21 protein-coding genes and 1 pseudogene are annotated in these 25597 nt (G+C 72.4%); 13 read left to right on the top strand and 9 right to left on the bottom strand.

Annotated elements, in window-relative coordinates; translation table 11 throughout:
* Positions 1–21: 21 nt before the first annotated feature.
* Positions 22–90, bottom strand: a pseudogene (locus tag AB0K25_RS09185) (Lrp/AsnC ligand binding domain-containing protein); the annotation flags it as partial.
* On the opposite strand from AB0K25_RS09185, the gene AB0K25_RS09180 reads away from it, so the two are divergent.
* A complete protein-coding gene (locus AB0K25_RS09180; RefSeq protein ID WP_357533789.1) occupies positions 91–897 on the top strand; it encodes a LysE family transporter in 807 nt (268 codons plus the stop codon).
* Positions 898–1036: 139 nt separating this feature from the next.
* Here AB0K25_RS09180 and AB0K25_RS09175 read toward each other — a convergent pair whose 3' ends face one another.
* Both AB0K25_RS09175 and AB0K25_RS09170 read right to left on the bottom strand, forming a co-directional pair.
* A complete protein-coding gene (locus tag AB0K25_RS09175; protein WP_363819411.1) occupies positions 1037–1828 on the bottom strand; it encodes a GntR family transcriptional regulator in 792 nt (263 codons plus the stop codon).
* A gap of 159 nt (positions 1829–1987) precedes the next feature.
* Entirely contained in the window at positions 1988–2857 is an 870-nt protein-coding gene (locus AB0K25_RS09170; protein WP_208566261.1) for a PAC2 family protein, read from the bottom strand.
* Between the two features lie 259 nt (positions 2858–3116).
* Here AB0K25_RS09170 and metH point away from each other — a divergent pair, with 259 nt between their 5' ends.
* A complete protein-coding gene (gene metH / locus AB0K25_RS09165; RefSeq protein WP_363819408.1) occupies positions 3117–6632 on the top strand; it encodes a methionine synthase in 3516 nt (1171 codons plus the stop codon).
* Positions 6633–6955: 323 nt separating this feature from the next.
* On the opposite strand, the gene AB0K25_RS09160 is transcribed toward metH, so the two are convergent.
* The 3 genes from AB0K25_RS09160 to AB0K25_RS09150 all read right to left on the bottom strand — a co-directional run bounded on the left by AB0K25_RS09160 (position 6956) and on the right by AB0K25_RS09150 (position 8436).
* A complete protein-coding gene (locus AB0K25_RS09160; RefSeq protein ID WP_363819405.1) occupies positions 6956–7654 on the bottom strand; it encodes a hypothetical protein in 699 nt (232 codons plus the stop codon).
* Positions 7655–7848: 194 nt separating this feature from the next.
* Positions 7849–8121, bottom strand: a complete 273-nt coding sequence (locus tag AB0K25_RS09155) for a GntR family transcriptional regulator (protein WP_363819402.1) — start codon at positions 8119–8121, stop codon at positions 7849–7851.
* A 90-nt stretch (positions 8122–8211) separates the two neighbouring features.
* Entirely contained in the window at positions 8212–8436 is a 225-nt protein-coding gene (locus AB0K25_RS09150) for a winged helix-turn-helix domain-containing protein (RefSeq protein ID WP_363819399.1), read from the bottom strand.
* 510 nt (positions 8437–8946) lie between these two features.
* Here AB0K25_RS09150 and AB0K25_RS09145 point away from each other — a divergent pair.
* Both AB0K25_RS09145 and AB0K25_RS09140 read left to right on the top strand, forming a co-directional pair.
* The gene (locus tag AB0K25_RS09145; RefSeq protein WP_363819396.1) at positions 8947–9165 is read left to right on the top strand and encodes a flavin reductase; all 219 of its coding nucleotides are present in this window, start codon (positions 8947–8949) and stop codon (positions 9163–9165) included.
* Positions 9162–9335 carry a hypothetical protein gene (locus AB0K25_RS09140; RefSeq protein ID WP_363819393.1) on the top strand — a complete coding sequence of 58 codons (174 nt, stop codon included), beginning with the start codon at positions 9162–9164 and terminating at the stop codon, positions 9333–9335. Before AB0K25_RS09145 ends, AB0K25_RS09140 begins: the two co-directional genes overlap by 4 nt.
* A gap of 36 nt (positions 9336–9371) precedes the next feature.
* Here AB0K25_RS09140 and AB0K25_RS09135 read toward each other — a convergent pair whose 3' ends face one another.
* A complete protein-coding gene (locus AB0K25_RS09135) occupies positions 9372–9746 on the bottom strand; it encodes a helix-turn-helix domain-containing protein (RefSeq protein WP_363819390.1) in 375 nt (124 codons plus the stop codon).
* A 71-nt stretch (positions 9747–9817) separates the two neighbouring features.
* On the opposite strand from AB0K25_RS09135, the gene AB0K25_RS09130 reads away from it, so the two are divergent.
* Positions 9818–10228: a RidA family protein gene (locus tag AB0K25_RS09130; RefSeq protein WP_219461227.1), complete on the top strand. Its 411-nt coding sequence runs from the start codon at positions 9818–9820 to the stop codon at positions 10226–10228.
* A gap of 69 nt (positions 10229–10297) precedes the next feature.
* Positions 10298–12676, top strand: a complete 2379-nt coding sequence (locus AB0K25_RS09125) for an excinuclease ABC subunit UvrA (RefSeq protein WP_363819388.1) — start codon at positions 10298–10300, stop codon at positions 12674–12676.
* Positions 12677–12949: 273 nt separating this feature from the next.
* Here the strand turns inward: AB0K25_RS09125 and AB0K25_RS09120 are convergent, their stop codons facing one another.
* A complete protein-coding gene (locus AB0K25_RS09120; protein WP_219461234.1) occupies positions 12950–14131 on the bottom strand; it encodes an ROK family protein in 1182 nt (393 codons plus the stop codon).
* A 79-nt stretch (positions 14132–14210) separates the two neighbouring features.
* Between AB0K25_RS09120 and AB0K25_RS09115 the strand changes: the two genes are divergently transcribed.
* On the top strand, positions 14211–15548 hold the full coding sequence (locus AB0K25_RS09115) for a glycoside hydrolase family 43 protein (RefSeq protein ID WP_363819385.1): 1338 nt from the start codon (positions 14211–14213) through the stop codon (positions 15546–15548).
* 56 nt (positions 15549–15604) lie between these two features.
* Here the strand turns inward: AB0K25_RS09115 and AB0K25_RS09110 are convergent, their stop codons facing one another.
* The gene (locus AB0K25_RS09110) at positions 15605–16636 is read right to left on the bottom strand and encodes a sigma-70 family RNA polymerase sigma factor (RefSeq protein WP_219469930.1); all 1032 of its coding nucleotides are present in this window, start codon (positions 16634–16636) and stop codon (positions 15605–15607) included.
* A gap of 80 nt (positions 16637–16716) precedes the next feature.
* Here AB0K25_RS09110 and AB0K25_RS09105 point away from each other — a divergent pair, with 80 nt between their 5' ends.
* The 6 genes from AB0K25_RS09105 to AB0K25_RS09080 all read left to right on the top strand — a co-directional run bounded on the left by AB0K25_RS09105 (position 16717) and on the right by AB0K25_RS09080 (position 25597).
* The gene (locus AB0K25_RS09105) at positions 16717–17547 is read left to right on the top strand and encodes an alpha/beta hydrolase (protein ID WP_219461240.1); all 831 of its coding nucleotides are present in this window, start codon (positions 16717–16719) and stop codon (positions 17545–17547) included.
* Between the two features lie 127 nt (positions 17548–17674).
* Positions 17675–20755 carry a VWD domain-containing protein gene (locus AB0K25_RS09100; protein WP_363819382.1) on the top strand — a complete coding sequence of 1027 codons (3081 nt, stop codon included), beginning with the start codon at positions 17675–17677 and terminating at the stop codon, positions 20753–20755.
* A 359-nt stretch (positions 20756–21114) separates the two neighbouring features.
* On the top strand, positions 21115–21945 hold the full coding sequence (locus AB0K25_RS09095; RefSeq protein WP_219461243.1) for a DUF1684 domain-containing protein: 831 nt from the start codon (positions 21115–21117) through the stop codon (positions 21943–21945).
* Between the two features lie 31 nt (positions 21946–21976).
* A complete protein-coding gene (locus AB0K25_RS09090) occupies positions 21977–22516 on the top strand; it encodes a flavin reductase family protein (RefSeq protein WP_219461248.1) in 540 nt (179 codons plus the stop codon).
* Between the two features lie 523 nt (positions 22517–23039).
* Positions 23040–24671, top strand: coding sequence for an ABC transporter substrate-binding protein (locus AB0K25_RS09085; RefSeq protein ID WP_219461252.1), 1632 nt, complete (start codon positions 23040–23042; stop codon positions 24669–24671).
* Positions 24668–25597, top strand: coding sequence for an ABC transporter permease (locus AB0K25_RS09080; protein WP_357533775.1), 930 nt, complete (start codon positions 24668–24670; stop codon positions 25595–25597). The genes AB0K25_RS09085 and AB0K25_RS09080 overlap by 4 nt, the downstream gene beginning before the upstream one ends.

Here is a 25597-nt window from a genome sequence, read left to right as displayed (position 1 = left end):
GCAGCTCTTCTTGAGCCGACGCAGCAACGCGTCCAGGGCGGCGGTGTCCCGTAGCCGGGCCCGCAGCAGATAGTCGTACGGCCCGGTCATGTGCACCGCGTCGACGATCTGCTCGATCGGGGCGATGGCATCGACGAACGCCTCGTAGTCGGTCCCGGCGTCGTCCGGGAGGGGATGCTGCGTGGCCACCGCAGTGGCCTGGCCGCCGCTTCCGGCGTCGCTACCGTCGACACCCTCTACTGCCTCGGCGCGCTGCTGACCGGGGCGGCGCTCGCGCCGGTGATCGCCTCGTGGGGCGACGCCCCCCGCTATCTGTCCGGGTTGGTGATCGTCGGGCTGGGCTGCCACCAACTGGTCACCCTGCGCCGCGCCCCGGCACGCCCCGCCGGTGCCGGAGCCGAGCGGAACGCCAGCGGCGGAGCCCGCCGGGACGGTGCCGGTGCCGAGCGGAACGCCACCGGTGGAGCCCCCGGGGACGGGACCGGTGCCGAGCGGAACGCCACCGGCGAGGCCTGGCGGAACGGCACCGGTGGAGCCCTGCGGGACCGGGCCGGTGCCGAGCGGAACGGCGGCGGTGGGGAGCGTCCGGCCCGGACCGCCGCCGGACCGGTCTACGTCCGCTTCGTGCTCCTCACTGCGGTCAACCCGTTGACCCTGGTGTACTTCTTCGCCCTGGCCGGGACGGTGAACGCCGTGCCGGGCAGTTGGACGGGGCCCGGGGTGTTCGTCGTCGCTGCCGGGCTGGCCTCCCTGCTGTGGCAGACCGGCCTCGCCGCGATCGGCGCGGCCCTGGGCGCCACCGTCCCGGTACGGGTCGCCGACCTGCTCGGGGTGGTCGCCTCCCTGATCGTCGTCGCGCTTGGGGCGGCCGTCGTCGTGGTCACCGCCGTCACCTGAGGCACGGCTGGCCCCGTGCGCCCGGTGCCGTCCCGCGAGCCGCGCCACCCCTGCCCGGCCTGCGGTACTGCCGCCCGGCCCCCGCGCGGTGCTGCCCGGCCGTGCGGGGGCCGGGACGGCGGGCGGTGCCCGGGCGGGATCAGCCGAGGACCAGGCCGGGGTCGGGGTCGGGGTCCGGCGCGGGGGCGGGGATCTGGTACTCCTCGGTCAGCGTGGTCATCGGGCCGGGCCAGGTGGCCTGGGCGACCTCGATCGGCTTACGGTGGGCGTCGTAGGCGACGTGCAGCAGGTGCAGCACGGGCGTGTCGGGGCGGATCTGGAGGGTCTCCGCCTCCTCCCGGCTGGGCTGGCGGGCGCTGATGGTGTCGGCGGCGGTGGTGTACCGCCGGCCGGTCGCCTCCTCGGCCTCCTGGTAGAGCGGTCGACCGAATGCCTCTGCCCGTTCCAGGGAGGTGCCGGCGGTGTCCTTCGGCAGGAACCACGACGCGCCCACCTCCACCGGGGACTCGTCGGTGCGTACCAGGTGCCGGCGGCAGAGCAGTTCGGTGCCGTCGGGGATCCCGAACGCGTCGGCCACCTCGGGCGGGGCGGGTGCCCGACCGACGGAGACGAGCTGCTGGCGGTACCGGGCGGCGAGGTCGGCGTGGTAGCCCCGGAAGCCGCCGTACCGGCCCCGGGAGAGCCGGTTGAGTCGCCGCCGGGTGCCCCGCACGTACGTACCGGAGCCGGGTTTGGTGATCAGGATGCCCTCGACCCGCAGCTGGTCGATGGCGCGCTGCACGGTCTGCTTCGCGACCCCGAACAGCTCGGCGATGGCCGGGATGGATGGCAGCCGCTCGCCCGGCCCCCAGTCGCCCCGGCGCACCTGGGCCTTGAGCTGCGCGGCGATCTGCCGGTGCGGGAACTCGGCGGTCCCCGGGTTGATCTGCACGCCCGCCTCCTCCTGACAGCTAGGTTCCTAGGATGCCCTAGAGGACGTGACGACGCCACCCCGGACACGCCGAAAGGCCCCGGACGCCGCGACGTCCGGGGCCTTTCGAAGACAACTGCCAGAAACCCGAAAGATGACTACCAGGAATGCGAAGAACTACTACCAGGAGCCGGCGGTGGGGCCGGCGGAGCCACCCCGGCGGCGCAGGTACTTCTCGAACTCCTGGGCGATCTCGTCACCGGTCAACGGCGTGATGCCCGCGTCACCGACCCGTTCCTCCAGCTCGCGGACGTACTCACCCAGCTCGGCGTCCTGCTCGGCGGCGCTGCGGACCCGCTGCTCCCACTCGGCGGCCTCCTCGGCCAGGTCGGCCATCGGGACCGGCAGGTCGAGCACCTCCTCCACCCGGTGCAGCAGGGCGAGGGTGGCCTTCGGGCAGGGCGGGTTGTTGGCGTAGTGCGGCACGTGCACCCAGAACGACACCGCGTCGACCTCGGCCCGGGTGCAGGCGTCCTGGAGCACCCCGACGATGCCGGTGGGCCCGTCGTAGCGGGTGGGGGTGAGCTGGTAGCGCTGGGCAGCCTGGGCGTCGGAGGCGCTGCCGCTGATCGGCAACGGCCGGGTGTACGGCACGTCGGCCAGCAACGCGCCCAACAGCACCACCCGCTCGACCTCCAGGCTGTGGCAGATCTCCAGCACCTGCTCGCAGAAGGTGCGCCAGCGCATGCTCGGCTCGATGCCCCGGATCAGCACCACGTCGCGTTCGGTGCCCTCGGGGCTGGCCACCACGAACTTGGTGGTGGGCCACTCCACCCGGCGGGTCTCGCCGTCGGACATCGTGATCGTCGGCCGACTGACCTGGAAGTCGTAGAACTCCTCCGGGTCGATCTCGGTGATCTGCCGGGCCTGCCAGACCTGCTCCAGGTGTTCCACGGCGGCGGTGGAGGCGTCCGCGGCGTCGTTCCACCCCTCGAAGGCGGCGATCGCCACCGGGGACCGCAACACCGGCAGCCCGTCGAACTCGGTCACGCCGTCACCTCGCCCCGCTCGTCGCCGACGGTGCCGGGGGTCGACCCGGTCACCCGCCCGCCGTGCACGGTGGCGTCCCTGATGTCCTTCACGTCCGCCAGCCTACGTCCCGGCGCGGCGCGTGGCCCGTCGGCCGCGCCGGTCCGCCGACCCACCCCGCCCCCGAACCGGTACGAACCGACCCGATGAGCGGATGGACACATAGTGGGACGGGGCCGGGCGTCGACAATCGTCGGGATCCTCGCACTAACCTGAACCTGTGCGGACTTCGTTGCGGGATGTGCTGGCCGACCGGATCCTCATCGCCGATGGCGCGATGGGGACGATGCTCCAGGCGGCTGACCTGAGCCTCGACGACTTCGAGGGGCTGGAGGGTTGCAACGAGATCCTCAACGTGACCCGCCCCGACGTGGTCCGCGGTGTGCACGAGGAATACCTGGCGGCCGGCGCGGACTGTGTCGAGACGAACACGTTCGGTGCCAACCTCGCCAACCTCGCCGAGTACGACATCCCGGAGCGCATCCGGGAGCTGTCGGAGGCCGGCGCACGGATCGCCCGGGAGGCCGCCGACGCGTACACCACGGCCGAGCGGCCCCGCTTCGTGCTCGGCTCGATCGGCCCCGGCACCAAGCTGCCCACCCTCGGCCACGCCCCCTACGCGACGCTGCGGGACGCCTACCAGGAGAACGCCGCCGGGCTTATCGCCGGCGGGTCGGACGCGTTGATCATCGAGACCTGCCAGGACCTGTTGCAGGTCAAGGCGGCCGTGGTCGGGTCCAAGCGGGCGATGGCCGAGCTGGGCCAGCAGGTGCCGATCATCTGTCACGTCGCGGTGGAGACCACCGGCACGATGCTGGTGGGCAGCGAGATCGGGGCGGCGCTGGCGGCCATCGAGCCGCTCGGGGTGGACCTGATCGGGCTGAACTGCTCGACCGGCCCGGCCGAGATGGGTGAGCACCTGCGCTACCTGTCGCAGCACTCCCGGATCCCGCTGTCGGTGATGCCCAACGCCGGCCTGCCGGTGCTGACCGCCGACGGGGCGTACTTCCCGCTGACCCCGGTGGAGCTGGCCGACGCCCTGGAGCGGTTCGTCGGCGAGTACGGCGTCGGGCTGATCGGTGGCTGCTGCGGCACCACCCCGGAGCACATCCGGGCGCTGGCCGAGCGGCTGCACGACGCGTCCCCGGCACCCCGGGAGCCCCGGCATGAGCCGGGCGTCTCGTCGATCTACCACCCGGTGCCGTTCGCCCAGGACGCCTCGGTGCTGATGGTGGGGGAGCGGACCAACGCCAACGGTTCCAAGGCGTTCCGTGAGTCGATGCTCGCCGCCGACTGGCAGGCGTGCGTCGAGGTGGCCCGCAGCCAGGCCCGCGACGGCTCGCACCTGCTCGACCTGTGCGTCGACTACGTCGGCCGCGACGGCACCCAGGACATGCGGGAGCTGGCCGGCCGGTTCGCCACCGCGTCCACCCTGCCGATCATGCTGGACTCCACCGAGCCGCAGGTCATCGAGGCCGGGCTGGAGATGCTCGGTGGGCGCTGCGTGGTCAACTCGGTCAACTTCGAGGACGGCGACGGCCCCGGCTCCCGCTACGCCCGGGTGATGCCGGTGATCGCCGAGCACGGCGCGGCCGTGGTGGCGCTGCTCATCGACGAGGAGGGGCAGGCGCGTACCCGGGAGTGGAAGGTCCGGGTCGCGGCCCGGCTGATCGACGACCTGACCGGCCGGTGGGGGATGGACCGGGGGGACATCCTCATCGACGCGCTGACCTTCCCGATCGCCACCGGCCAGGAGGAGACCCGCCGGGACGGCATCGAGACCATCGAGGCGATCCGGGAGATCGCCGCCCGCTACCCCGGGGTCAACTTCACCCTGGGCATCTCGAACGTCTCCTTCGGGCTCAACCCGGCGGCCCGGCAGGTGCTCAACTCGGTGTTCCTGCACGAGTGCGTGCAGGCGGGGCTGACCTCGGCGATCGTGCACGCCAGCAAGATCCTGCCGATGTCCAAGATCCCCGAGGCGCAGCGGGAGGTGGCCCTCGACCTGATCTACGACCGGCGGCGCGAGGGCTACGACCCGGTGCAGCGGTTCATCGAGGCGTTCGAGGGGGTCGACGCCGCCTCGGCGCGGGCCACCCGGGCCGAGGAGTTGGCCGGGTTGCCGCTGGACGAGCGGCTCAAGCGACGGATCATCGACGGCGAGCGCAACGGCCTGGAGGCCGACCTGGACACTGCGATGGCGCAGGGGCGCAGCCCGCTGTCCATCATCAACGACATCCTGCTGGACGGGATGAAGGTCGTCGGTGAGCTGTTCGGCTCCGGGCAGATGCAGCTGCCGTTCGTGCTCCAGTCCGCCGAGGTGATGAAGACGGCGGTGGCCTACCTGGAGCCGCACATGGAGGCCGTCGAGGACGGCGGCAAGGGCCGGATCGTGCTGGCCACCGTGCGCGGCGACGTGCACGACATCGGCAAGAACCTGGTCGACATCATCCTGTCCAACAACGGCTACGAGGTCGTCAACATCGGCATCAAGCAGCCGATCACCGCGATCCTCGACGCCGCCGAGGAACACCGCGCCGACGCGATCGGGATGTCCGGGCTGTTGGTCAAGAGCACCGTCATCATGAAGGAGAACCTCGCCGAGATGGCCTCGCGCGGGGTGGCCGAGCGGTGGCCGGTGCTGCTGGGCGGGGCGGCGCTGACCCGCGCGTACGTCGAGGACGACCTGCGGGCGATGTTCCCCGGCCAGGTGCACTACGCGCGGGACGCCTTCGAGGGGTTGGCCCTGATGGACCGGGTGATGACCGCCAAGCGCGGTGGCGCACCCGTGATCGACCCGGAGCGGGAGGCCGCGCTGGCGGCCCGGCGGGCCCGCCGGGAGAAGCAGCGCACCATGGTCACCGAGGTGCTGCCGGAGCTGGACGACGCCTCGGTGCGCTCCGACGTGGCGACCGACGTGGCCGTGCCCACCCCGCCGTTCTTCGGCACCCGGGTGGTCAAGGGGGTGCCGCTGGCCGACTACGCGTCCCTGCTGGACGAGCGGGCCACCTTCCTCGGCCAGTGGGGGCTGCGCGGGTCGCGGGGCGGCCAGGGCCCGTCGTACGAGGAGTTGGTGGAGACGGAGGGGCGGCCCCGGCTGCGCTACTGGCTGGACCGGCTCATCGCCGACCAGGTGCTGGAGGCCGCCGTGGTGTACGGCTACTTCCCGGCGTACTCCGAAGGCAACGACCTGGTGATCCTGGACGAGAACGGCAACAGCGAGCGGGCCCGGTTCTCGTTCCCCCGGCAGCGGCAGGAACGCCGGCTCTGCCTGGCCGACTTCTTCCGCCCGAGGGGTGACGGGCTCGACGTGGTGGCGTTGCAGCTGGTCACCGTCGGCCAGCCGATCAGCGAGTACACCGCGAAGATGTTCGCCGCCAACGAGTACCGCGACTACCTGGAGGTGCACGGGTTGTCCGTGCAGCTCACCGAGGCGCTCGCCGAGTACTGGCACCGGCGTATCCGCTCCGAGCTGACCCTCCCAGGCGGCGGCACGGTCGCCACCGGCGACCCGACCGACCTGGCCGGGCTGCTGCGCAACGACTACCGGGGCTGCCGGTACGCGTTCGGCTACCCGGCCTGCCCCGATCTGGAGGACCGGGCCAAGATCGTGGAGCTGCTCGGGGCGGAGCGGATCGGCGTGCAGCTGTCGGAGGAGTTCCAGTTGGTGCCGGAGCAGGCCACCGACGCGATCGTGGTGCACCACCCGGAGGCCAACTACTTCAACGCCAAGTGACACCGTCACCCCGTCTGAGCTGCGCAAACATGGTTCCACCGCCCTGCTAGGCCGTCGCTAGGCCGTCGGGGGTCGTGGGGCCGTGCCCGAAGGCGGTGTCGATCGCTCGGCGGGTGCGGTCCTCGCTGGCCGGCAAGAGGTGGGTGGTCGACTAGGAGAGTGAGCATGGTGTGAGGGTAGCCCTCGGGCCCCCGGGAAGCCGTCGGGCAGGACGACTGACGAACTGAGTGACAACGAGGACGACCAACGACGGACGGCTAAGGGCGTTGACGGAACGTCTCAGCAGCTCAGGGCGTCTGCCGTCCTTGGTTGCCACCGTCTGATCATTCCTTCGGGATGGGAGGGTTGGGTGCCGCCGTCGAGCCTTCAACCGCCTGCGCCCCGCAGTCTGTTTCGCCCGCCGCACGGGTGCCACCGCGTGCCAGCCTGACCTTCGCTTGTCTAGCCACATTCCGAAGCTTCACTTTGGACCGGACTTGGTCCTCCTGCCAGCTATCCCAGTCGGTCAGCCCATCGTCATTCGGATCGTCGATATACGCCAACTCGATAAGCAACGCCACGGTCCGTCGAATACGGCGAAGTCGCTGCCGCCTCAAGAGCGCGCTTCTGACGGGACGCCAGATGGCGTCCGTGAGGAGTTCGTGACTCGCTTCGACAACAGCGGCTGGATCAGAATGTAGCGCGCCGCCCTCTAGCGGCTGGCCCTCCATGTCGACGTACTTTCCCACGTTCCGCTGGGTGGAGTAGAAAGCAACCCCGGCCAAGTTGATATACGTCCGCACTACCCCCTTAGGGATGCCAGCGCTAAGCGCTACAGCTTCAAGTCGCTCGGTGGCCCTGATGAACTGGCTCTCCGCATCCGCATCCTTCGTCGTGCACCAGCGTTGTTGTTCAACCTGGGAGAGGTGCTCACGAACAGCACTACGAGCAACCCGCTTCTCCTTGGCGTGAGTCAGAAGGGGGACAATGGCACCGCCAAGGGCACCGCCAATAAGAGTTTGGACGATGCCAGTGAAGTCCACTGAAGTTCTCCCTCGCGCCGATCTCGCCCAGTGCAGCATGGCAGCCGGTGTCAACACGCGTGCTGGTCGTCAGGATCGCGATCAACTGTTGAGGTGACGCGGGCCAGTTGGCGGACAAGTGTCGCGGTCGGCGGGAAGCGGGTGATGCTGTTGTCATGGCCCCCGGCCGCGTCGTCGAGGTGGTAGCTGCCTGTTCATGGCTTGTCTGCCGGAGGCTGTTCGGCGACGAAGACGCCTACGCCGGGCAGGGTTTCGGTCATCCCCTTGATCCGTAGCACCTGCATCGCCCGGTCGATCACGGGCTCGGTGACCCCGTAGTGCTCGATCAACTCTCGTCGGCTGGGCAGTTTGGCACCCGGCGGGAACTCGCCGGCAGCGATGCGTTCGGCGAGTTCGTCGGCGATCTGCTCGTAGCGGTAGCGCGGTGGCACAGCGATCCTCCTCTGCTGGCAACACGAGTAGGCCACCTGCGCCAACCCGTGACTACAGTGACGACCAGCGGAAGGCGCTCTGTGACCAGGCGCGTAGTGGACGGGGAATCCCGTGAACGGCCGACTCTAGCGGGGGAGCGGCTTTGTCACGTACACGCCTTTGCCCTGTCTGCCGTCGATCACTCCCTCGGCTTTGAGGATGAGCATCGCGGCCCTGATGACGGTGTTGCTCACCTCGTATTGCTCGCACAGGGCGGCAAAAGACGGCAGCTTGTCGCCCGGCTTCAGGTGACCAGAGCGGACCTGCTCGCGGATATCCCGGGCGACCTGTAGGTACGCGGCTTCAGACATGGTGGTGCTCCCAGCTTGGCGGCTGGTGCAAGGAGACCACGTCGCCGCCGGACTTGCAACGCAATGTGTTGCCAGGTGTTGACCCTGCGCACATTGCGTCTTAAGTTGCTTGTGGGATGGCCCAGCTTGGCGGCCGGACCTCCCCGCCGTGGGTGCCCCGCCTCGAACGGACCGGCCGGGGTGCCCACGGCCCCTGGAAGCGTCCACGGGAGGTGTAGTGACTCAACCCAGCGAGGGGGCGGTGAACGGTGTGCCGATGGGGCATGACAACCGAGGTCCTGGTCATCGCCGCCCGGCAGCCCGGAGCGCAGGACTCGGAGGCGACCAGCCGCGCGTCTCGTACGACGGGTACGTCGCGGCGGTGGCGTTGACGCTCGCCCGGCGGCACCGGCCGGTCTGGTCCTGGCAGCGCTGGCGGCGGGTCTGCCGCTGCGGTGCTGACCTGCCCTGTCACAGCCGGCACCGCATCCCGATCAACCGTGGTCACTGGCCCGATCAGGACGATCCCCGATGACGAACCATCACCCGACCTCGCCGACCTGGACCTGTGGCGGTTGCGGTGCCGACTGGCCCTGTGGGCCGGGTCGCCGGAAACTGCTGGCCGAGTACCGGGATGCCCGGGTGGCCCTCGCGCTCTATCTGGCTGCCCAGCTCGTCACCGCCGGCCGGGACCTCGCCCGGCTGCCCGCGGGCCAGCTGCACCACCGCTTCCTCGGCTGGACCCGATGAGCATCCTGCGACGTGGCGACGAGAAGTACCACTACGGCGACGGCTCACACCGGTGGGTCCCGCCGGACCCGGACTACGACCAGGAGGTGTGGAACGAGGAGGTCCGCCAGCACAAGCACGGCCATCTCAGGAACGAGCACCCGAAGGTACGCCTCCAACGCCTCGTCTGAGGCGTCACCCCGGGGAGGCGGCGCGGTCGCGCGCCGTCAGGTCGCCTCGTCGTACGACCGGCGGGCGGCTTCGATGGCGGGTAGGTGCTGTCCGGCCCAGTCGAGCAGCACGTCGACCGGGTTGCGCAGGGTCTTGCCCAGCGGGGTGATGCGGTACTCGACGGCGACCGGCCGGGAGGAGAGGACGTGTCGCGCGACGATGCCGTTGCGTTCGAGCCGGCGCAGGGTGGCGCTCAGCGACTTCTGGGACACGGCGGGGATGGCGTGGCGCAGTTCGTTGAACCGGGATGGTCGTTCGCAGAGCTGGTGGAGCACCTCCAACGACCACTTGTCGAGGACCTGGTCCAGGAGTTCACGGTGCGGCGGGGTGATCTGGAGGCGTTCTGCCGCGAGGGGGTCGGTAACTGCCATGACACTTAGTCTCGTTGAAGTTTCCTTGGCGCACCAGGTATCCATGAGCTACCCAAGAGGAAGGAAGCCAGATGGGTGTCCAGCTTTTCTCGCCGCAGGGCATGATGCAGCCCGTCCCCTATCACCACGTCGCAGTCGCGTCGGGGTCACGCCACGTCCACGTGGCCGGCCAGATCAGTCGGGACGAGGCTGGCCGGCCGGTCGCCACCGGCGACCTACGGGGTCAGGTCGCCCAGGCGCTGCGCAGCACGGGACACGGCCTGGCCGGTGCCGGCGCGGGCTTCGCGGATGTCGTCCGCCTGACGTTCTACGTGACGAACTGGTCGCCGGAGCGGATCGGCGACTTCATGGCCGGGGTCGAGGATGTCGCGGGGGAACTCGGCCTGCCGCAGCCGCTGCCCCCGTCGTCGCTCATCGGCGTCGACTACCTCTTCGAGCCCGACGTCCTCGTCGAGGTCGAGGCGACGGCGATCCTGGACTGAGCGGCGAGCTCAGGGGCGTCGTGCCGGCTATGATCCGCCGGTGGCCCGTCCGATGGTGGGAGAGACGCGATGACGGACGACCGCTCGCCCGGGCCGTACGGTGCCGACAGCCATGATCTGATCCGGGTGCAGGGCGCGCGGGTGAACAACCTGCGCGACGTCGACGTGGAGATCCCGAAGCGCCGGCTGACCGTGTTCACCGGGGTCTCCGGGTCGGGCAAGAGCTCGTTGGTGTTCGGCACGATCGCCGCCGAGTCCCAGCGGTTGATCAACGAGACCTACAGCGCCTTCGTGCAGGGCTTCATGCCGACGTTGGCCCGACCCGAGGTCGACGTGCTCGACGGGCTGACCACGGCGATCATCGTGGACCAGGAGCGGATGGGGGCGAACGCCCGCTCCACCGTCGGCACCGCCACCGACGCCACCGCCATGCTGCGCATCCTGTTCAGCCGGTTGGGGCAGCCGCACATCGGCCCGCCCAACGCGTACTCGTTCAACGTCCCCTCGGTCCGGGCCAGCGGCGCGATCACGGTCGAGCGGGGCGCGGGCCGGACGAAGACCGAGAAGGCGACCTTCCACCGTCTCGGCGGCATGTGCCCGCGCTGCGAGGGGATGGGCGCGGTCACCGACATCGACCTGTCGGCGCTCTACGACGACAGCAGGTCGCTCAACGAGGGCGCGCTGACCATCCCCGGTTACAGCATGGACGGCTGGTACGGCCGGATCTTCCGGGGCTGTGGCTACTTCGACCCGGACAAGCCGATCCGCAGGTACACGAAGACCGAGCTGCACGACCTGCTGCACCGGGAGCCCACCAAGATCAAGATCGACGGCATCAACCTGACGTACGCCGGGCTGATCCCGCAGATCCAGAAGTCGTACCTGGCCAAGGACGTCGACACCCTGCAACCGCACATCCGGGCGTTCGTGCAGCGGGCGGTGACCTTCACGACCTGTCCCGACTGCGCCGGCACCCGCCTCGGCCCGGAGGCCCGGTCGTCGAAGATCGCCGGGAAGAACATCGCCGACGTCTGCGCCATGCAGCTCAGCGACCTCGCCGGCTGGCTGCGCGGCCTCGCCGAACCCTCGGTGGCCCCGCTGCTGACCGGGCTGCAACGGCTGCTCGACTCGTTCGCGGAGATCGGCCTCGGCTACCTGTCGCTGGACCGCCCCGCCGGCACCCTGTCCGGCGGGGAGGCGCAGCGGACCAAGATGATCCGCCACCTGGGGTCCTCGCTGACCGACGTCACCTACGTCTTCGACGAGCCCACCGTCGGGCTGCACCCGCACGACATCCAGCGGATGAACAACCTGCTGCTGCGATTGCGGGACAAGGGCAACACGGTGCTGGTCGTGGAGCACAAGCCGGAGACCATCGCGATCGCCGACCACGTGGTCGACCTCGGCCCGGGTGCCGGCTCGGCCGGTGGCGAGGTGGTCTTCGCCGGCACCGTCGCCGGGCTGCGCGACAGCGGCACCCTGACCGGGCGGCACCTGGACGACCGGGCCGCCGTGAAGCCGGCGGTGCGCACCCCGTCGGGCGTCCTCCCGGTACGCGGCGCGGACACCCACAACCTGCGCGACGTCGACGTCGACATTCCGCTGGGCGTGCTGGTGGTGGTCACCGGGGTGGCCGGGTCGGGCAAGAGTTCCCTGATCCACGGCTCGGTGGCGGGGCGCGACGGGGTGGTGGCGATCGACCAGGGGGCGATCCGGGGGTCGCGGCGCAGCAACCCGGCGACGTACACCGGACTGCTCGACCCGGTCCGCAAGGCGTTCGCGAAGGCCAACGGGGTGAAACCCGCCCTTTTCAGCGCCAACTCCGAGGGGGCCTGCCCCGGCTGCAACGGCGCCGGTGTCATCTACACCGACCTGGCGATGATGGCCGGGGTCGCCACCGTCTGCGAGGAGTGCGAGGGCCGACGGTTCCAGGCCGCCGTGCTGGAATACCGCCTCGGCGGTCGGGACATCAGCGAGGTGCTCGCGATGTCGGTGACCGAGGCGGCGGAGTTCCTCGGTGCGGGCGAGGCGCGTACCCCGGCGGCGAGCGCCGTCCTCGGCCGGCTCGCCGACGTCGGGCTCGGCTACCTGCGCCTCGGCCAGCCGCTCACCACGCTCTCCGGCGGTGAGCGGCAGCGGCTCAAGCTCGCCACCCGGATGGCCGACAAGGGCGGCGTCTACGTCCTCGACGAGCCGACCACCGGGCTGCACCTCGCCGACGTGGCCCAGCTGCTCGGCCTGCTCGACCGGCTGGTCGACGCCGGCACCTCGGTCATCGTCGTGGAGCACCACCAGGCGGTGATGGCACACGCCGACTGGATCATCGACCTCGGTCCCGGCGCGGGCCACGACGGCGGGCGGGTCGTCTTCGAGGGCACCCCCGCCGATCTGGTCGCCGCCCGCTCCACCCTGACCGGCGAACACCTCGCGGCCTACGTCGCCCGCTGACGCCGCCCTGCCCTGCCGGGACCACCCCCGGCCGGCTCGCCCTGCGCCCGCCGGGCCGCGCTCGCCCTGCGCCCGCCGGGCCGCGCGTGACCGGGGCCTGCCGGGCTGGGTCGCGGGGACGGTCCGGCCGGTGCGGGTCGCGGGGACGGTCCGGCCGGGGCGGGCGGGGCGCGGACCCGACGGTGCCGGGGGCGGCGGGGAGCAGCCGCCTCCGGCACCGGGGGCGTCAGGGCATCGACGGACCTGGTCGACGCGGCGTCGCCGCGCGGCGGGCTAGCGTCCCCTGGTGAGGAAGCCCTCCAGGGCGAGGGTGGCCGCGCCGAGGCTGACGGGGTTGCCGGCGACGGGGGAGCGGACGATTTCGGTGGCGGCGAGCGGGCGGCGCAGCGCGTGCTGGGCGACGACGGTGCGGACCTCGTCGCGCAGCCGGTCGCCGAGCCGGTCGGCGACCCAGCTGCTGAGCACGACGACCTCCGGGTTGATCAGGTTGACCAGGTCGGCGACGGCGACGCCGAGGTAGCGGGCGGTCTCGGCGACCACCTTGGCGGCGGTGGGATCGTCGGCGGCCAGTGCGGCGGCGAGGGCGTCGAGGGTGGCGGTCTGGTCCTCGGGGTGCAGCAGCGGGCTGGTCGGGGCCAGGTCGCGCAGGGTCTGCATGATGCCGGGTGCACCGACGTACGCCTCCACGCAGCCCCGGCTGCCGCACCGGCACAGCCGCCCGTCGAGGACCAGGGTGGTGTGCCCCCACTCGCCGGCGCTGTTGCTGCCACCCCGGTAGAGGGTGCCGCCGAAGGCGAGGCCCGCGCCGACCCCGGTGCCCAGGTTGATCACGGCGACGTCGTCGCGGCCCCGGGCGGCCCCGGCCCACAGCTCGGCGAGCACCGCCGCGCGCAGCGGGTTGTCCAGGTGCAGCGGCAGTGCCAGGCCGTCGGCGAGCAGGTCCCGCAGCGGTACGTCGTGCCAGTCCCAGTTCGGTGCGAACACCGACACGCCGCCCTCCCGGTCGACCTGCCCGGGGACGCTGACGCCGACGCCGAGCACCCGGGCGTCGGTGCCGGCCAGGACGGCGTCGACACCGCTGACGATGTGCCGGACCACCTGGTGGGGGCGGCGTTCCAGCGGGTGCAGTGGCTCCTCGGCCCCGGCCAGCCGGGTCAGCGTGGTGTCGAAGAGGTCGACGTGCACGTACGTCTCGGCGACGTCGACGCCGACGAGCAGTCCGCCGTGCGGGTCGGCGGTGACCAGGCCACGGGGCCGGCCGCCACCGGAGTCCTCCCGGCCCGCTTCGGTGAGCAGCCCGAGGGCGGTGAGTTCGCCGACCAGGGTGGCGACGGTGCCGAGGCTGAGGCCGGTGTCGGCGGCGAGGCGTTGCCGGCTGGTGGTGCCGGCGGCGACGACCTGCTGGACGACGGTGAGGCGGTTGGCGGAGCGGATGTCGCGGGAGGTCCGGGCCATGGCTTATCGCAACACTTACGAAAACCCTTGGCAATAGTGCAGGATGACAACCGTCGATTTATGGGGAAGAGGTGTGTCGATGGGACGTCTCCGTTACGCCGCTCTGGCGGCGGTGCTCTGCATGCTCGGTGGCCTGCTGGTCGCCGCACCCGCGCGGGCCAACGCCGCCGGGCCGGTCCCGCACTACCTGATGACCGCGTTCACCAACAGCAGCGAATCCAACATGTACGTCTACGACTCGGCCGACGCCACCCGGTTCACCCTCCAGCGGGCCAACGCCTACACCCCGCCGTCCGGGCTGGTCCGCGACCCCAGCGTCATCCGGCACACCGACGGCTACTACTACCTCGTCTACACCACCGGCTGGACCGGCAACACCATCGGCATCGCCCGCAGCAGCGACTACCTGACCTGGACGTTCCAGCGCAACGTCACCATCTCCGTCGCGCCGGCCAACGGCAGCACCTGGGCCCCGGAGTGGTTCGTCGACAGCGACGGCAGCGTGCACATCGTCGTGTCCGTCTCGCAGACCGGCACGGCCGGGCAGTTCCAGCCGTACCGGATCACCGCGACGAACGCGGCGCTGTCGGCGTGGAGCGCCCCGGCGGCACTCGCCGGCATCGGCACCAACCACATCGACAGCTTCATCGTCAAGGTCGGCAACACCTACCACAACTTCATGAAGAACGAGACCACCAAGTACATCGAGCACGCGACCGCCCCCGCGCTGACCGGCCCGTGGAGCTGGGTCGGCACCGGCAACTGGGCCGGTTGGGGCTCCGGCCTGGAAGGCCCCGCCCTGGTCCGGCTGCCCGACAACCGGTGGCGCATCTACTTCGACCAGTACGGCGCCGGCCGCTACTACTCCGCCGACAGCAGCGACCTGTACGGCTTCACCGGCAAGACCGAACTGGCCGGGCTGTCCGGCACGGTGCGCCACTTCACCGTGCTGAGGGAGAGCGTCGGGGACAGCTCCGCCCCGCCCACCGGCAACCGCTCGCTGCGCTCGGCGAACTTCCCCGACCGCTACGTCCGCCACCGCGACAACGTCGCCCGCATCGACGTGCTGGGCAGCGGCAGCCCGCTCGCCGACCGGCAGGACGCCACCTTCCAGATCGTCCCCGGGCTGGCCAACGCGTCCTGCTACTCGTTCCGCGCGGTCAACGGCTCCTACCTGCGGCACTGGGACTTCACGATGCGGCTCGCCGGTAACGACGGCAGCGCCGTCTTCGCCGGGGACGCCACCTTCTGCAGCCGCACCGGGCTGGCCGGGGGCGGCAGCTACTCGTTCGAGTCGTGGAACCACCCCGGCCGCTACCTGCGCCACTACGACTACGTGCTGCGGGTCGACCCGTACGCCGCCGGCAGCACCTTCGCCGGGGACGCCTCGTACACCCTCACCACGCCGCTGGCCTGAGCCCGGCGCGGGGCCGGCCGGTGGGCGCAGCCACGTCCACCGGCCGGCCCCGGCCGTCAGCGGGTGGCGGGCAGGCCGAACGCCGGGAACAGGGTGTCGTCGAGGAACGAGACGAGCTGGGCGATCCGGCCGTCGCGCACCGTCAGCACCGTGATCGACCACGGCAGGTAGGGGCCGGTGTCGCCCGTGCGCAGATAGTTGGCCACCGCCGGTTGCCCGTTGGCCGCCACCGACACGTGTCGCCAGCTGCCACAACTGCCCAACGGCATGGTCCGGGCGAAGTCCAGCACCGCGTCGCGGCCGGCGTACCAGTGCGGCAGCGGTGGCATCGACCAGGTGACGTCCTCGGTGAGCAGGGCGACCAGGGCGTCGGCGTCGCCGTTCTCCAGGGCGGCGGCGTAGCCGGCGGCGACCTCCCGCAGCCGGGCGTCACCGAGCGTGCGGAGGGTCCGCTGCTGGCTGCGGGCCGGCACCCGCTCGGCGACGACCCGGCGGGCCCGCGCCAACGCCGAGTTGACCGAACCGGTGGAGGTGCCCATCATGGCGGCGATCTCGGCGGCGGTGAAGCCGAGCACGTCGAACAGCAGCAACGCGGCGCGCTGGTTGCCGGGCAGGTGTTGCAGCGCGGCGACGAACGCCAACTCGACGGCCTCCCGCTGCTCGTAGCGGGCGTCGGGGGCGGCCGGGCCGGCGACCAGGGCGGCGTCGGGATACGGGCCGAGCCACCGGACGTGGTCGGCGGCGGCGCTGCCCGGCACGGCGTGTTCGCTGGCCGGCCCCAGGTCGACAGGCAACGCCCGCCGGCCCCGCCCGGTGGACAGGTCCAGGCAGGTGCGGGTGGCCACGGTGTAGAGCCAGGTCCGCAGCGAGCTGCGCCCCTCGAACCGGGGCAGCGCCCGCCAGGCCCGCAGCAGCGCCTCCTGCAACGCGTCGTCGGCGTCGTGCGGGGAACCGAGCATCCGGTAGCAGTGCGCGTGCAGCTCCGGCCGCAGCGGCGCGACGAGCGCGGTGAACGCGGCGTCGTCCCCGCCCCGGGCCCGGGTCAGCGTCGCCTCGTGGTCGTCGGCCGTGATGTCGGCGAGAATCATGCTCACGACCGACGATTCTGCCCCACGCCGGGAGTCTGCACCGTGTAAGAGCCGCACGTCACGACCCGGAGGACCCGATCATGAGCAGTCCCACCACCATCCCGGTGACCACCGCCACCCTGTCCGTCCCCGACGGGACCCTGCACTTCGAGGTACGCGGCCAGGGCCCCCTGGTGGCGCTGGTCGCCGCCCCGATGGATGCCCGGGCGTTCGCCCCGCTGGCCGACCTGCTCGCCGCCGACCACACCGTGCTCACCACCGACCCGCGCGGCATCCGCCGCAGTCGGCTGCACGACCCGGAGCAGGACTCCACGCCCGAACTACGCGCCGACGACCTGGCCCGGCTGCTGGCCCACCTCGACGCCGGCCCGGCGACGGTGCTCGGCTCCAGCGGCGGCGCGGTCACCGTGCTGGCGCTCGCCCACGCCCACCCGCAGGCGGCGCACACCGTGATCGCCCACGAACCGCCGCTGCTGCTCCTGCTCGACGACCGCGAGGAACTCCTCGCCCGGGAGGACGACATGGTCGCCACCTACCGGCGCGGGGACCGGCTGGGCGCCTGGCGGAAGTTCCTCGCCAACGCCAACATCGCCATGCCGGAGGAGATGATCCAGGGCATGTTCGGCCGCGACCCCGACCCGCAGGACGCCGCCGACGAGCGCTACCAGTACCTGCACACCCTGCGCGGCACGACCCGCTACCAGCCGGACGTCGCCGCGCTGCGCGACGGACCCACCCGGGTGCTGGTCGGCCTCGGCGAGGAGTCGGCCGGGGAACTGTGCGACCGCAGCTCCCGGGCGTTGGCCGCCGCGCTGGGGGTGCCACCCACGATGTTCCCCGGCGGGCACATCGGCTTCACCGACGACCCCGCCGGCTTCGCCGCCCGGCTGCGCGAGGTGATCGCCTCGTGACGGTGGGGCGTCCGTAGGTCGACGGACGGCCGGAGTGACCCGCGTACCGTAGGACCGGCCGGGGCGGCGGCGACCGATGCACGACAGTGGCGCGGGCGGTGGGCGTCGCGGTCCTAGAGTGCCGCGCATGAAGCTGATCGTGCGACTCGCCGGCGGGTTCGCCGTCCTCGTGGCGGCGTTGGCGGCGGGGCCGGGGGCGGCCTGCGCCGCGCCGGCCGACGGAGGTCTCGGGCTGGACCTGCGGACCACCGCCCCGCGGTACGCCCCGGGCGAGGCGATCCGGTTGACGCTCACGGTCACCAACGCCACCGGCGCGGCCTGCGGCCTGGCCACCGTGGCCGACGGCACCGTGCAGGTGATCTCGGTCCGCCGCGACGGTCAGGAACTGGTGCCGGCGCTGGGCCGCAGCTTCTACGGCGACGGCATCGGTGCCGCCGCCACCGCCGGCACGACGACCGTGGAACCCGGTGCGAGCGTGGCCGTGCCGCTGGCCGGCACCCGGATGCACGACGGCACCGACGCCGGTGCCGTCGTGCTGCGGTCGGTGGCGGCGACCCCGGACGGCGGCGGGTTGGACACCCTCTGGCCGGTCGGGGCACCCGGGGTTTACGAGGTGACGGCGAGCTGGACGGCGCTGCCGGTGACCGGTCTCGACACCCCGTGCACGGGCGCGACGGCGCTGCGGACCACCAGCTTCACCGTCGGCGACGACCCGGCCGGCCGGGGGTGGTGGCCCTGGCTGCTCGGCGGGGCGGTGCTGCTGCTGGTCGTCGTGGGCGGGCTGGCCGTCCTGCTCCTGCGGCGTGGTCGCCGTCGCCCGACGCTCGTCGTGGCGCTGCTGCTCGTCGGCGTCGGGACCGCCGTCGGGGGCACCGGTGGGCCGGCCCGGGCCGACTACCAGGTCGACCCGAGCGCCGGGGTGCCGGTCAGCGGCGTCGACTTCCAGGCGGCGGTCGACGGCTGCCTCCAGGGGTTCGCGGCGGCCGGCGGTGACCCGGCGGGCATCCTGCCCCGGCTCAAGGACACCAAGACCCCCCGGGTGCGGATCATCCCCACCCCCGGTGGGTCGGGGTCCTTCGAGACTCCCACCAGCAAGGACGGCAAAGGCTCGTCCACGGTGACCTGGAACCCGACCTCGGTCGACCCGTACGGCGACGGGATCGCCCGGGACCCGTGCGCGGCGCTCTACCACGAGCTGAACCACTCCGACGACATCTCCCGCGACGCGGTGCCGCAGGGCGACTGCGGTGGCACCGGGATCAAGACCGCCGAGGTCAAGGCGACCCTGGCGGAGAACAGGTACCGGGCGGCCAAGGGTCTGCCGGCGCGCACCGAGTACGACGGCAAGACCCTCCCGAAGAGCCTCGACGAGTGCAGGAAGCCCGCGAAGAAGACTCCACCGCCGAAGGGCCCGGTCAAGCTCTGCGAGGACGGGGGCGACTGCGGCGGCACCAACGGCGACCCGCACCTGGTCACCTTCGACCGGCACTACTACGACTTCCAGGCCGTCGGCGAGTTCGTGCTGGTCGGCTCCACCTCGGGTGCCCCGCTGGCGGTGCAGGTCCGGCAGACGCCGATGGGCGACTCGCGGACGGTGTCGGTCAACACCGCCGTCGCCGTCCGGATCGGCGCCCACCGGGTCGCCCTCACCCTGGTCGACGGCGACACCGAGGTACGCGTCGACGGTGCCGTCCGCGTCCCGCCGCCGGGGGAGACGGCCCTGCCCGGCGGTGGCACGCTCACCCGCCGTGACTCCGACACCGGTGCCGCCGACGGCTACGACCTGGGTTGGCCCGACGGCTCCGCCGCCGCCGTCGACCAGATCGGCCCCTACGGCTACCGGGTGCTGACGAAGCTGGCGGCGAGCCGGGCGGGGAAGGTCCGGGGACTGCTCGGCGACTTCGACGGCGACCCGACCGACGACGTCGCCGCGCCGTCCGGTGCCGCCCTGCCCCAACCCGCGCCGTTCGCGAAGCTCTACCCGTCGTACGCGGACAGTTGGCGGGTCACCCGGGACAGTTCCCTGTTCAGCTATCCCGACGGCCAGGACACCGGGTCGTTCACCGATCGCGGCTTCCCGGAGCGGGCGGTGACCCTCGACGACCTCGACCCGGCCCGGCGGGCCGCCGCCGAGCAGGTGTGCCGGTGGGCCGGGATCACCGATCCCTGGCAACTCGCCGAGTGCGTCTTCGACGTGGCCGTGACCGGCCGTCCCGAGTTCGCGGTCAGCGGCGTCGGCACCGAGCGGATCGCCCCGCCGGCCGACGCGCCGATCGCCGCGACACCGATCGCCACCGGCGCGCTGACCCCGGGCGGCGACCCGCTGACCTTCCGCGGCCGGGCCGGCGACGCCGTGTTCGTCGACGTCAGCGCGCCCGGCCTGGCGGACCGCTGCTCCCCGTACCGGCTGCTCGACCCGACCGGGACGGAGCTGGCCAGCGGCTGCAACATCGACGGACGCGGCCTCGTCGACCGCACCGAACTCACCCGCGACGGCAACTACACGGTGGTGGTCGACGCCGCCGCCGGGGGCACCGGTCGGGCGGCCGTGCGGGTCTACGCGGCCCGGGACGTCACCGGCACCCTGCGACCGGACGGGCCGGCGGTCCCGGTGACGATCGCCGGGCCGGGCGGCCGGGCCCGGTACCGGTTCACCGGCGTCGCCGGCCAGCGGGTCTTCGTCGAGGTGCCGGAGAGCACCCTGCCGGACCAGTGTTCCCCGTTGGAGCTGCGCGATCCGGACGGACAGCGGCTCAGCAGTGGCTGTGTCGTCAACGGCACCGGCGACATCGACGGCACGGTGCTGCCCGCCGACGGCACGTACACCGTGCTGGTGGACCCGGTGGACCGTACCGTCGGCACGGTGGCGCTGCGGCTGTTCGTCACCGGGGACCGGTTCGACCCGATCGCGCTCGACGGACCGCCGGTCGTCGCCACCGTCGACCGGCCCGGCGCGGTGCTCGGCTACCGGTTCACCGGTACGGCCGGCACGTCGGTGACCGTGACGGCCACCGACGCCACCCTGCCGGACCAGTGCTCGCCGCTGGAACTGCGCGACCCCGACGGGGTGCCGGTGGGCACCGGCTGCGTGGTCAACGGTGCCGGTGGCATCGACGCGACCGTCCTGCCGGCCACCGGTGTCTACACCGTCGTGGTGGACCCGTCCGGGGCGGCCACCGGCACCGTCACCCTCACCCTGCGGCAGTGACCTGAGGGCGAGGGTCGGCAGGTGAGGGTGGCGTGGACCGCGTGACGCCCACGGAGCGGACGGCTCCGGGCCGGGGCTTGAAATCCTATCGCATTGATAGGAAAATGAGGCCATGCTGCGCGTTCGGCTATTCACCTCCCGCCGGGTCGTCGACCTGATGCGGGTCGCCGCGCAGCGCTGTCCCGGCACGCCCGTCGCGGCCTGACCGGCCGCGCCGCCGCCGTGCCGGTCACCCGCTGCCGGCCCCGGTCACCGGCCGGCGACCGGCTTCAGCCCCTTCAGCCCTCCAGCCCGCGCGTGGCCGCCCGGCCCGCCCGGCACTTCTTCCACGACCTCGTCGTCCGACCGGGGGAGTCCCGATGACCGACACACCGACCGACACCGCCGCCTTCGTCCGCGACTGGCAGGACTGGCACCGACGGCACGAGGAGGCGTTGGCGGCCCCGCACGGTTTCCTCGCCGTGACCGGGCTGCACTGGCTCACCTCCCGGCCGCAGCGCTTCCCCGACCTGCCGGGGCGCTGGCACACCGGTGACGAGGGGGTGGTCGTCGAGCTGGCCGACGGCGAGCAGCTCACCATCGACGGGCAGCCGGTGCGGGGCCGGCACGGGTTCGCGTCGATCGCCGAGCGCGGCGGGCTCACCGTCGGGATCGAGGGCGGGGTGCTGGAGGTGGCCCGTCGGGGCGGCCGGGACATCCTGCGACCCCGCCGCCCCGACCACCCGCTGCGCACCGGTTTCCGGGGCACCCCGGCCTACCCGCCGACGCCGCGCTGGGTCCTCGACGGGCGGTACGTGCCGTTCGACGCACCCCGGCCGACCACCGTCGGCGCGGCGGTGGAGGGGTTGGCACACGTCTACGACGCCCCCGGTCGGATCGAGTTCAGTGTCGACGGGGTGCCGTTGAGCCTGACCGCGTTCGACGGCTTCACGCCGGGCAGCCTGTCGGTGCTGTTCACCGATGCCACATCCGGGGTCACCACCTACCCGGCGAACCGGTCGCTGGCCGTCGACGCCCCCGACGCCCAGGGGTGGGTGACGCTGGACTTCAACCGGGCGACCAACCTGCCCTGCGCCTACACCGACTTCGCGACCTGTCCGCTGCCGCCGGTGGAGAACCGGCTGCCGGTCGCCGTCGACGCCGGCGAGAAGCTCCCGTACGAGCGGCACGCGTCCGCCGGGCAGCCGTGACCCGCCGATCCGCGCGCAGGAGGTCCCCCCGATGACCGAGCCCGACAATCGTCCACCGCCCGTCGACGCCGATGCCGACGCGCTGCGTACGCTGCTGCGCCATCAGGCCAGCACCGTCGTGGTGGTCACCGCACCCGGTGCCCCGGCGGTCGGCTTCACCGCCACCTCGTTCACCTCGGTGTCACTGGCCCCGCCGATCGTCTCGTTCTGTCTGAATCTCGGCGCGTCGAGCTGGCCCACGGTGGCCCGGAGCCGGCACGTGGTGGTGCACCTGCTCGCCCACCACCAGCAGGAGCTGGCCCGTACCTTCGCGACCAGCGGCATCGACCGGTTCGCCGCGCCGACCCGCTGGCGGACCGGGCCGGAGGGTGCGCCGATTCTCGACGACACCCTGGCCTGGCTGCTCTGCCGGGTGGTCGAGCGGGTGGTCGTCGGCGACCACGCGATCGTGCTCGCCGAGCCGGAGCTGATCCAGCACGCCGACGTGGGTTCGCCGCTGCTCTACCACCGGGGTCGTTACGCCGGCCTGGCCGGTGGTCCGGACGGCGTGACCCGCCGCCCCGCCGCCTGACCGACGCGGGCCCGACCGGGGTGACCGGCCGGGCCCGCGTCGCGGCCGATGGCTGCCGTGCCGGGTGCCGATGGCGTCCCTGCCGCTGGTCCCGGTGTCGGCGTCACCCGTCCGGGACCCGGGGTGGGTCCCGCCTCGGGTCGTCGCACGAGACACAATCCCCGTAAATCCTATAGCTTTAGTAGGGTATGCGTCAACGGATCGACACCTCCGGGTGCGATAGCCGACATCCGCCGCGCGATTCGTTGACACCGGCGACGCCCGACGGTGGACTCGGCCCATGTCCAGCGAGCTGCGGTTGACGATCCGCGGCCACATCGACTTCGGTCGGGTGTGGTCGAGTTCCTGTCTGGCCTGACCCGGCACCCACACCCGTACCCGACGCGCCGCACCGGCCCGCCGAGGTGGGGCTCACCGCCGAGCTGACCGCCGCACCCCTTCCCCGACACCCCACCGGCCCGCGCACCCTGCCCGGCCGGATGTCGGCGTACCCCTCCCGCCTGTCTGGACAGGAGACCCCGCCATGTCCGTCCGCCCCCTGCGGACCCTCGCCGCCGTCGTGCTCGTCCTCGCCGCCGGCTGCGCCACCACCACCGACCCGGCCGTCGAGGCCGTCGGACAGCCCCGCTCCGGCGGCGCCCTCACCTGGGCCGTGGAGACCGAACCGATCACCCTCAACCCGCACCAGTACGCCCAGGCCAAGGCCCGCCTGCTGGTGTGGAACAGCTTCGAGTCGCTGCTCACCTACGACGACCGGGGCGCCCTGGTGCCCTGGCTGGCGACCGGCTGGCAGGCCACGCCCGACGGGCTGAACTACACCCTGCCGTTGCGCGCCGGAGTGACCTTCACCGACGGCACCCCGTTCGACGCCGTCGCCGTCAAGGCCAACATCGACAAGCTCCGCGAACCCGGGTACGCGCCCGCCGTGGCCGCCGTGCAACTGCGCCACCTCAAGGCCGTCGAGGTCGTCGACCCGCGCACCGTACGGCTCACCCTGACCGCCCCCGACGTGCTCATCCTCGACTTCCTCGCCTCCCCGCAGGGCGCCCAGGTGTCTCCGAGGTCGCTGCGGGAGGCCAGGAACCTCAAGGCCGGCGGCGTCGACGTCGTCGGCACCGGACCGTTCGTGCTGGACCGCTACGTCCCCGGCCAGGAACTGCACTACCGGCGTAACCCCGGCTACGACTGGGCGCCACCCACCGCCGCCCACACCGGGCCGGCCCACCTCGACGAGATCACCTACCGGTTCCTCAAGGAGTCCGCGGTCCGGGTCGGCGCCCTCACCGCGCAGCAGGTGCAGCTCATCGAGGGGGTGCCCGCCACCGACCAGCCACTGATCACCGGCAACCCCCGGCTGCGGCTGACCCGTCAGCTGAACTCCGGCTCCGCCTACTCGTACTACCTCAACGTCTCCCACGCCCCCTTCGACGACCTGCGGGTCCGACAGGCGTTCCGGGAGGCCCTCGACGTCGACACCGTGCTGGCCTCGGTCTACCGGGACACCGCCACCCGGGCGTGGAGCGTGGTCAGCCCGTCCAGCCCGCTGTACGACAAGCGGCTGGAGGGCAGCTTCGGCGGTGACACCGCCAGGGCCAACCGCCTGCTCGACCAGGCCGGCTGGGGGGCCCGCGACGCCGACGGCTACCGCACCCGGGACGGCCGGCGGCTCACCGTACGGCTGGTGCAGGCCGCCCCGTACGTGCGCGACCGCCGCGACGTGCTCGCCCAGGCAGTGCAGGCGGCGGTCAAACAGAGCGCCGGCATCGACCTGAAGGTCGCCGTGGTCGACCAGGGCACCGCCCAGCAGGCGTTCGAGCGCAACGAGTACGAGGTCTTCGACAACTCCCGCGCCGACACCGACGCCGGCGCGGCGCTGAACCTGCTGCTGCACTCCGGTGGCGGCATCAACCGCACCCGGATCAACGACCCGCAGCTCGACCGGCTCCTGGAAGCCGGGCAGGCCACCGCCGACCCGACCCGTCGGGCCGCCGGCTACGCCGACCTGCAACAGCGGGTCGTGGCCGACCAGGCGCTCGCCCTGCCGCTCTACGCCCCGGCCGACCAGATCGCCGCCAGCACCGCCGTGGGTGGGGTGCGGTTCGAGCCCACCGCCGGGGTGCCCGCCAGCGCGTACGACCTGTGGATCGCGCGATGAGCCTGCTGCGGGCGGTGGCCCGCCGTGTGGTCGCCGGTCTGGTCGTGTTGTGGGCCGCCGCCACCGCCGCCTACCTGGCGCTGCTGGCCGCGCCGGGGGACACCGTGGACAGCATCGTGGGCGACGGCGCGGACACCCCGCAGATCCGGGCCCAGGTCATCGCCGAGTGGGGTCTGGACCGGCCGGCGGTCGGGCAGTACCTCGACTACCTGTGGCGGCTGGCCGGGGGTGACCTGGGCCGCTCCTACCTGCGGCAACGCCCGGTCGCCGAGGTCATCGGCGAGCAGCTCGCCCCCACCGCGACGCTCGCCGTCGCCGCCGCCGGCCTCGGGGTGCTGCTGGCCGTGGCGGTGGTGGTCGGCACCGCCGGCCGTCGTCGCCGGTGGCCGCGCCGGGTCAGCTCCGCAGGCGAGCTGCTGCTGGTCTCCACCCCGCCGTTCCTGATCGGCCTCGTGCTGCTCAGCGTGTTGTCCTTCCGGTACGGGCTGTTCCCCGTCTCCGGCGACCAGGGGCCGGCCGCCCTGGTGCTGCCGGCGGTCACCCTCGCGCTGCCCATCGCCGGTCTGCTCGCCCAGGTGCTGCGCGACGGCCTGGACCGGGCACTGGACGAGCCGTTCGTGCTGACCGCCCGGGCCCGCGGGGTGCGGGAGCGGACGGTGCTGCTGCGGCACGCGCTGCGGCACGCGCTGCTGCCGGCGGTCACCCTCGCCGGCTGGCTGTTCGGCATCCTGCTCGGCGGCGCGGTCATCGTCGAGCAGGTGTTCGGTCGACCCGGCCTCGGTCAGGTCACCCTGAGCGCCGTGACCGGCAAGGACATGCCGGTCGTGCTGGCCGTGGTGACGCTCTCCGCCGCCGTCCACGTGCTGGTCAACACCGCCGCCGACCTGACCTACCTGCTCGTCGACCCGCGCCTGCGAAGGAGCTGA

Origin of the sequence: Micromonospora sp. NPDC049257 (genome assembly GCF_040678915.1) — a bacterium.
Taxonomy (GTDB): domain Bacteria; phylum Actinomycetota; class Actinomycetes; order Mycobacteriales; family Micromonosporaceae; genus Micromonospora; species Micromonospora antibiotica.
Note: the sequence above shows the minus strand (reverse complement) of the source record. Positions and strands in the feature narration are given on the sequence as shown.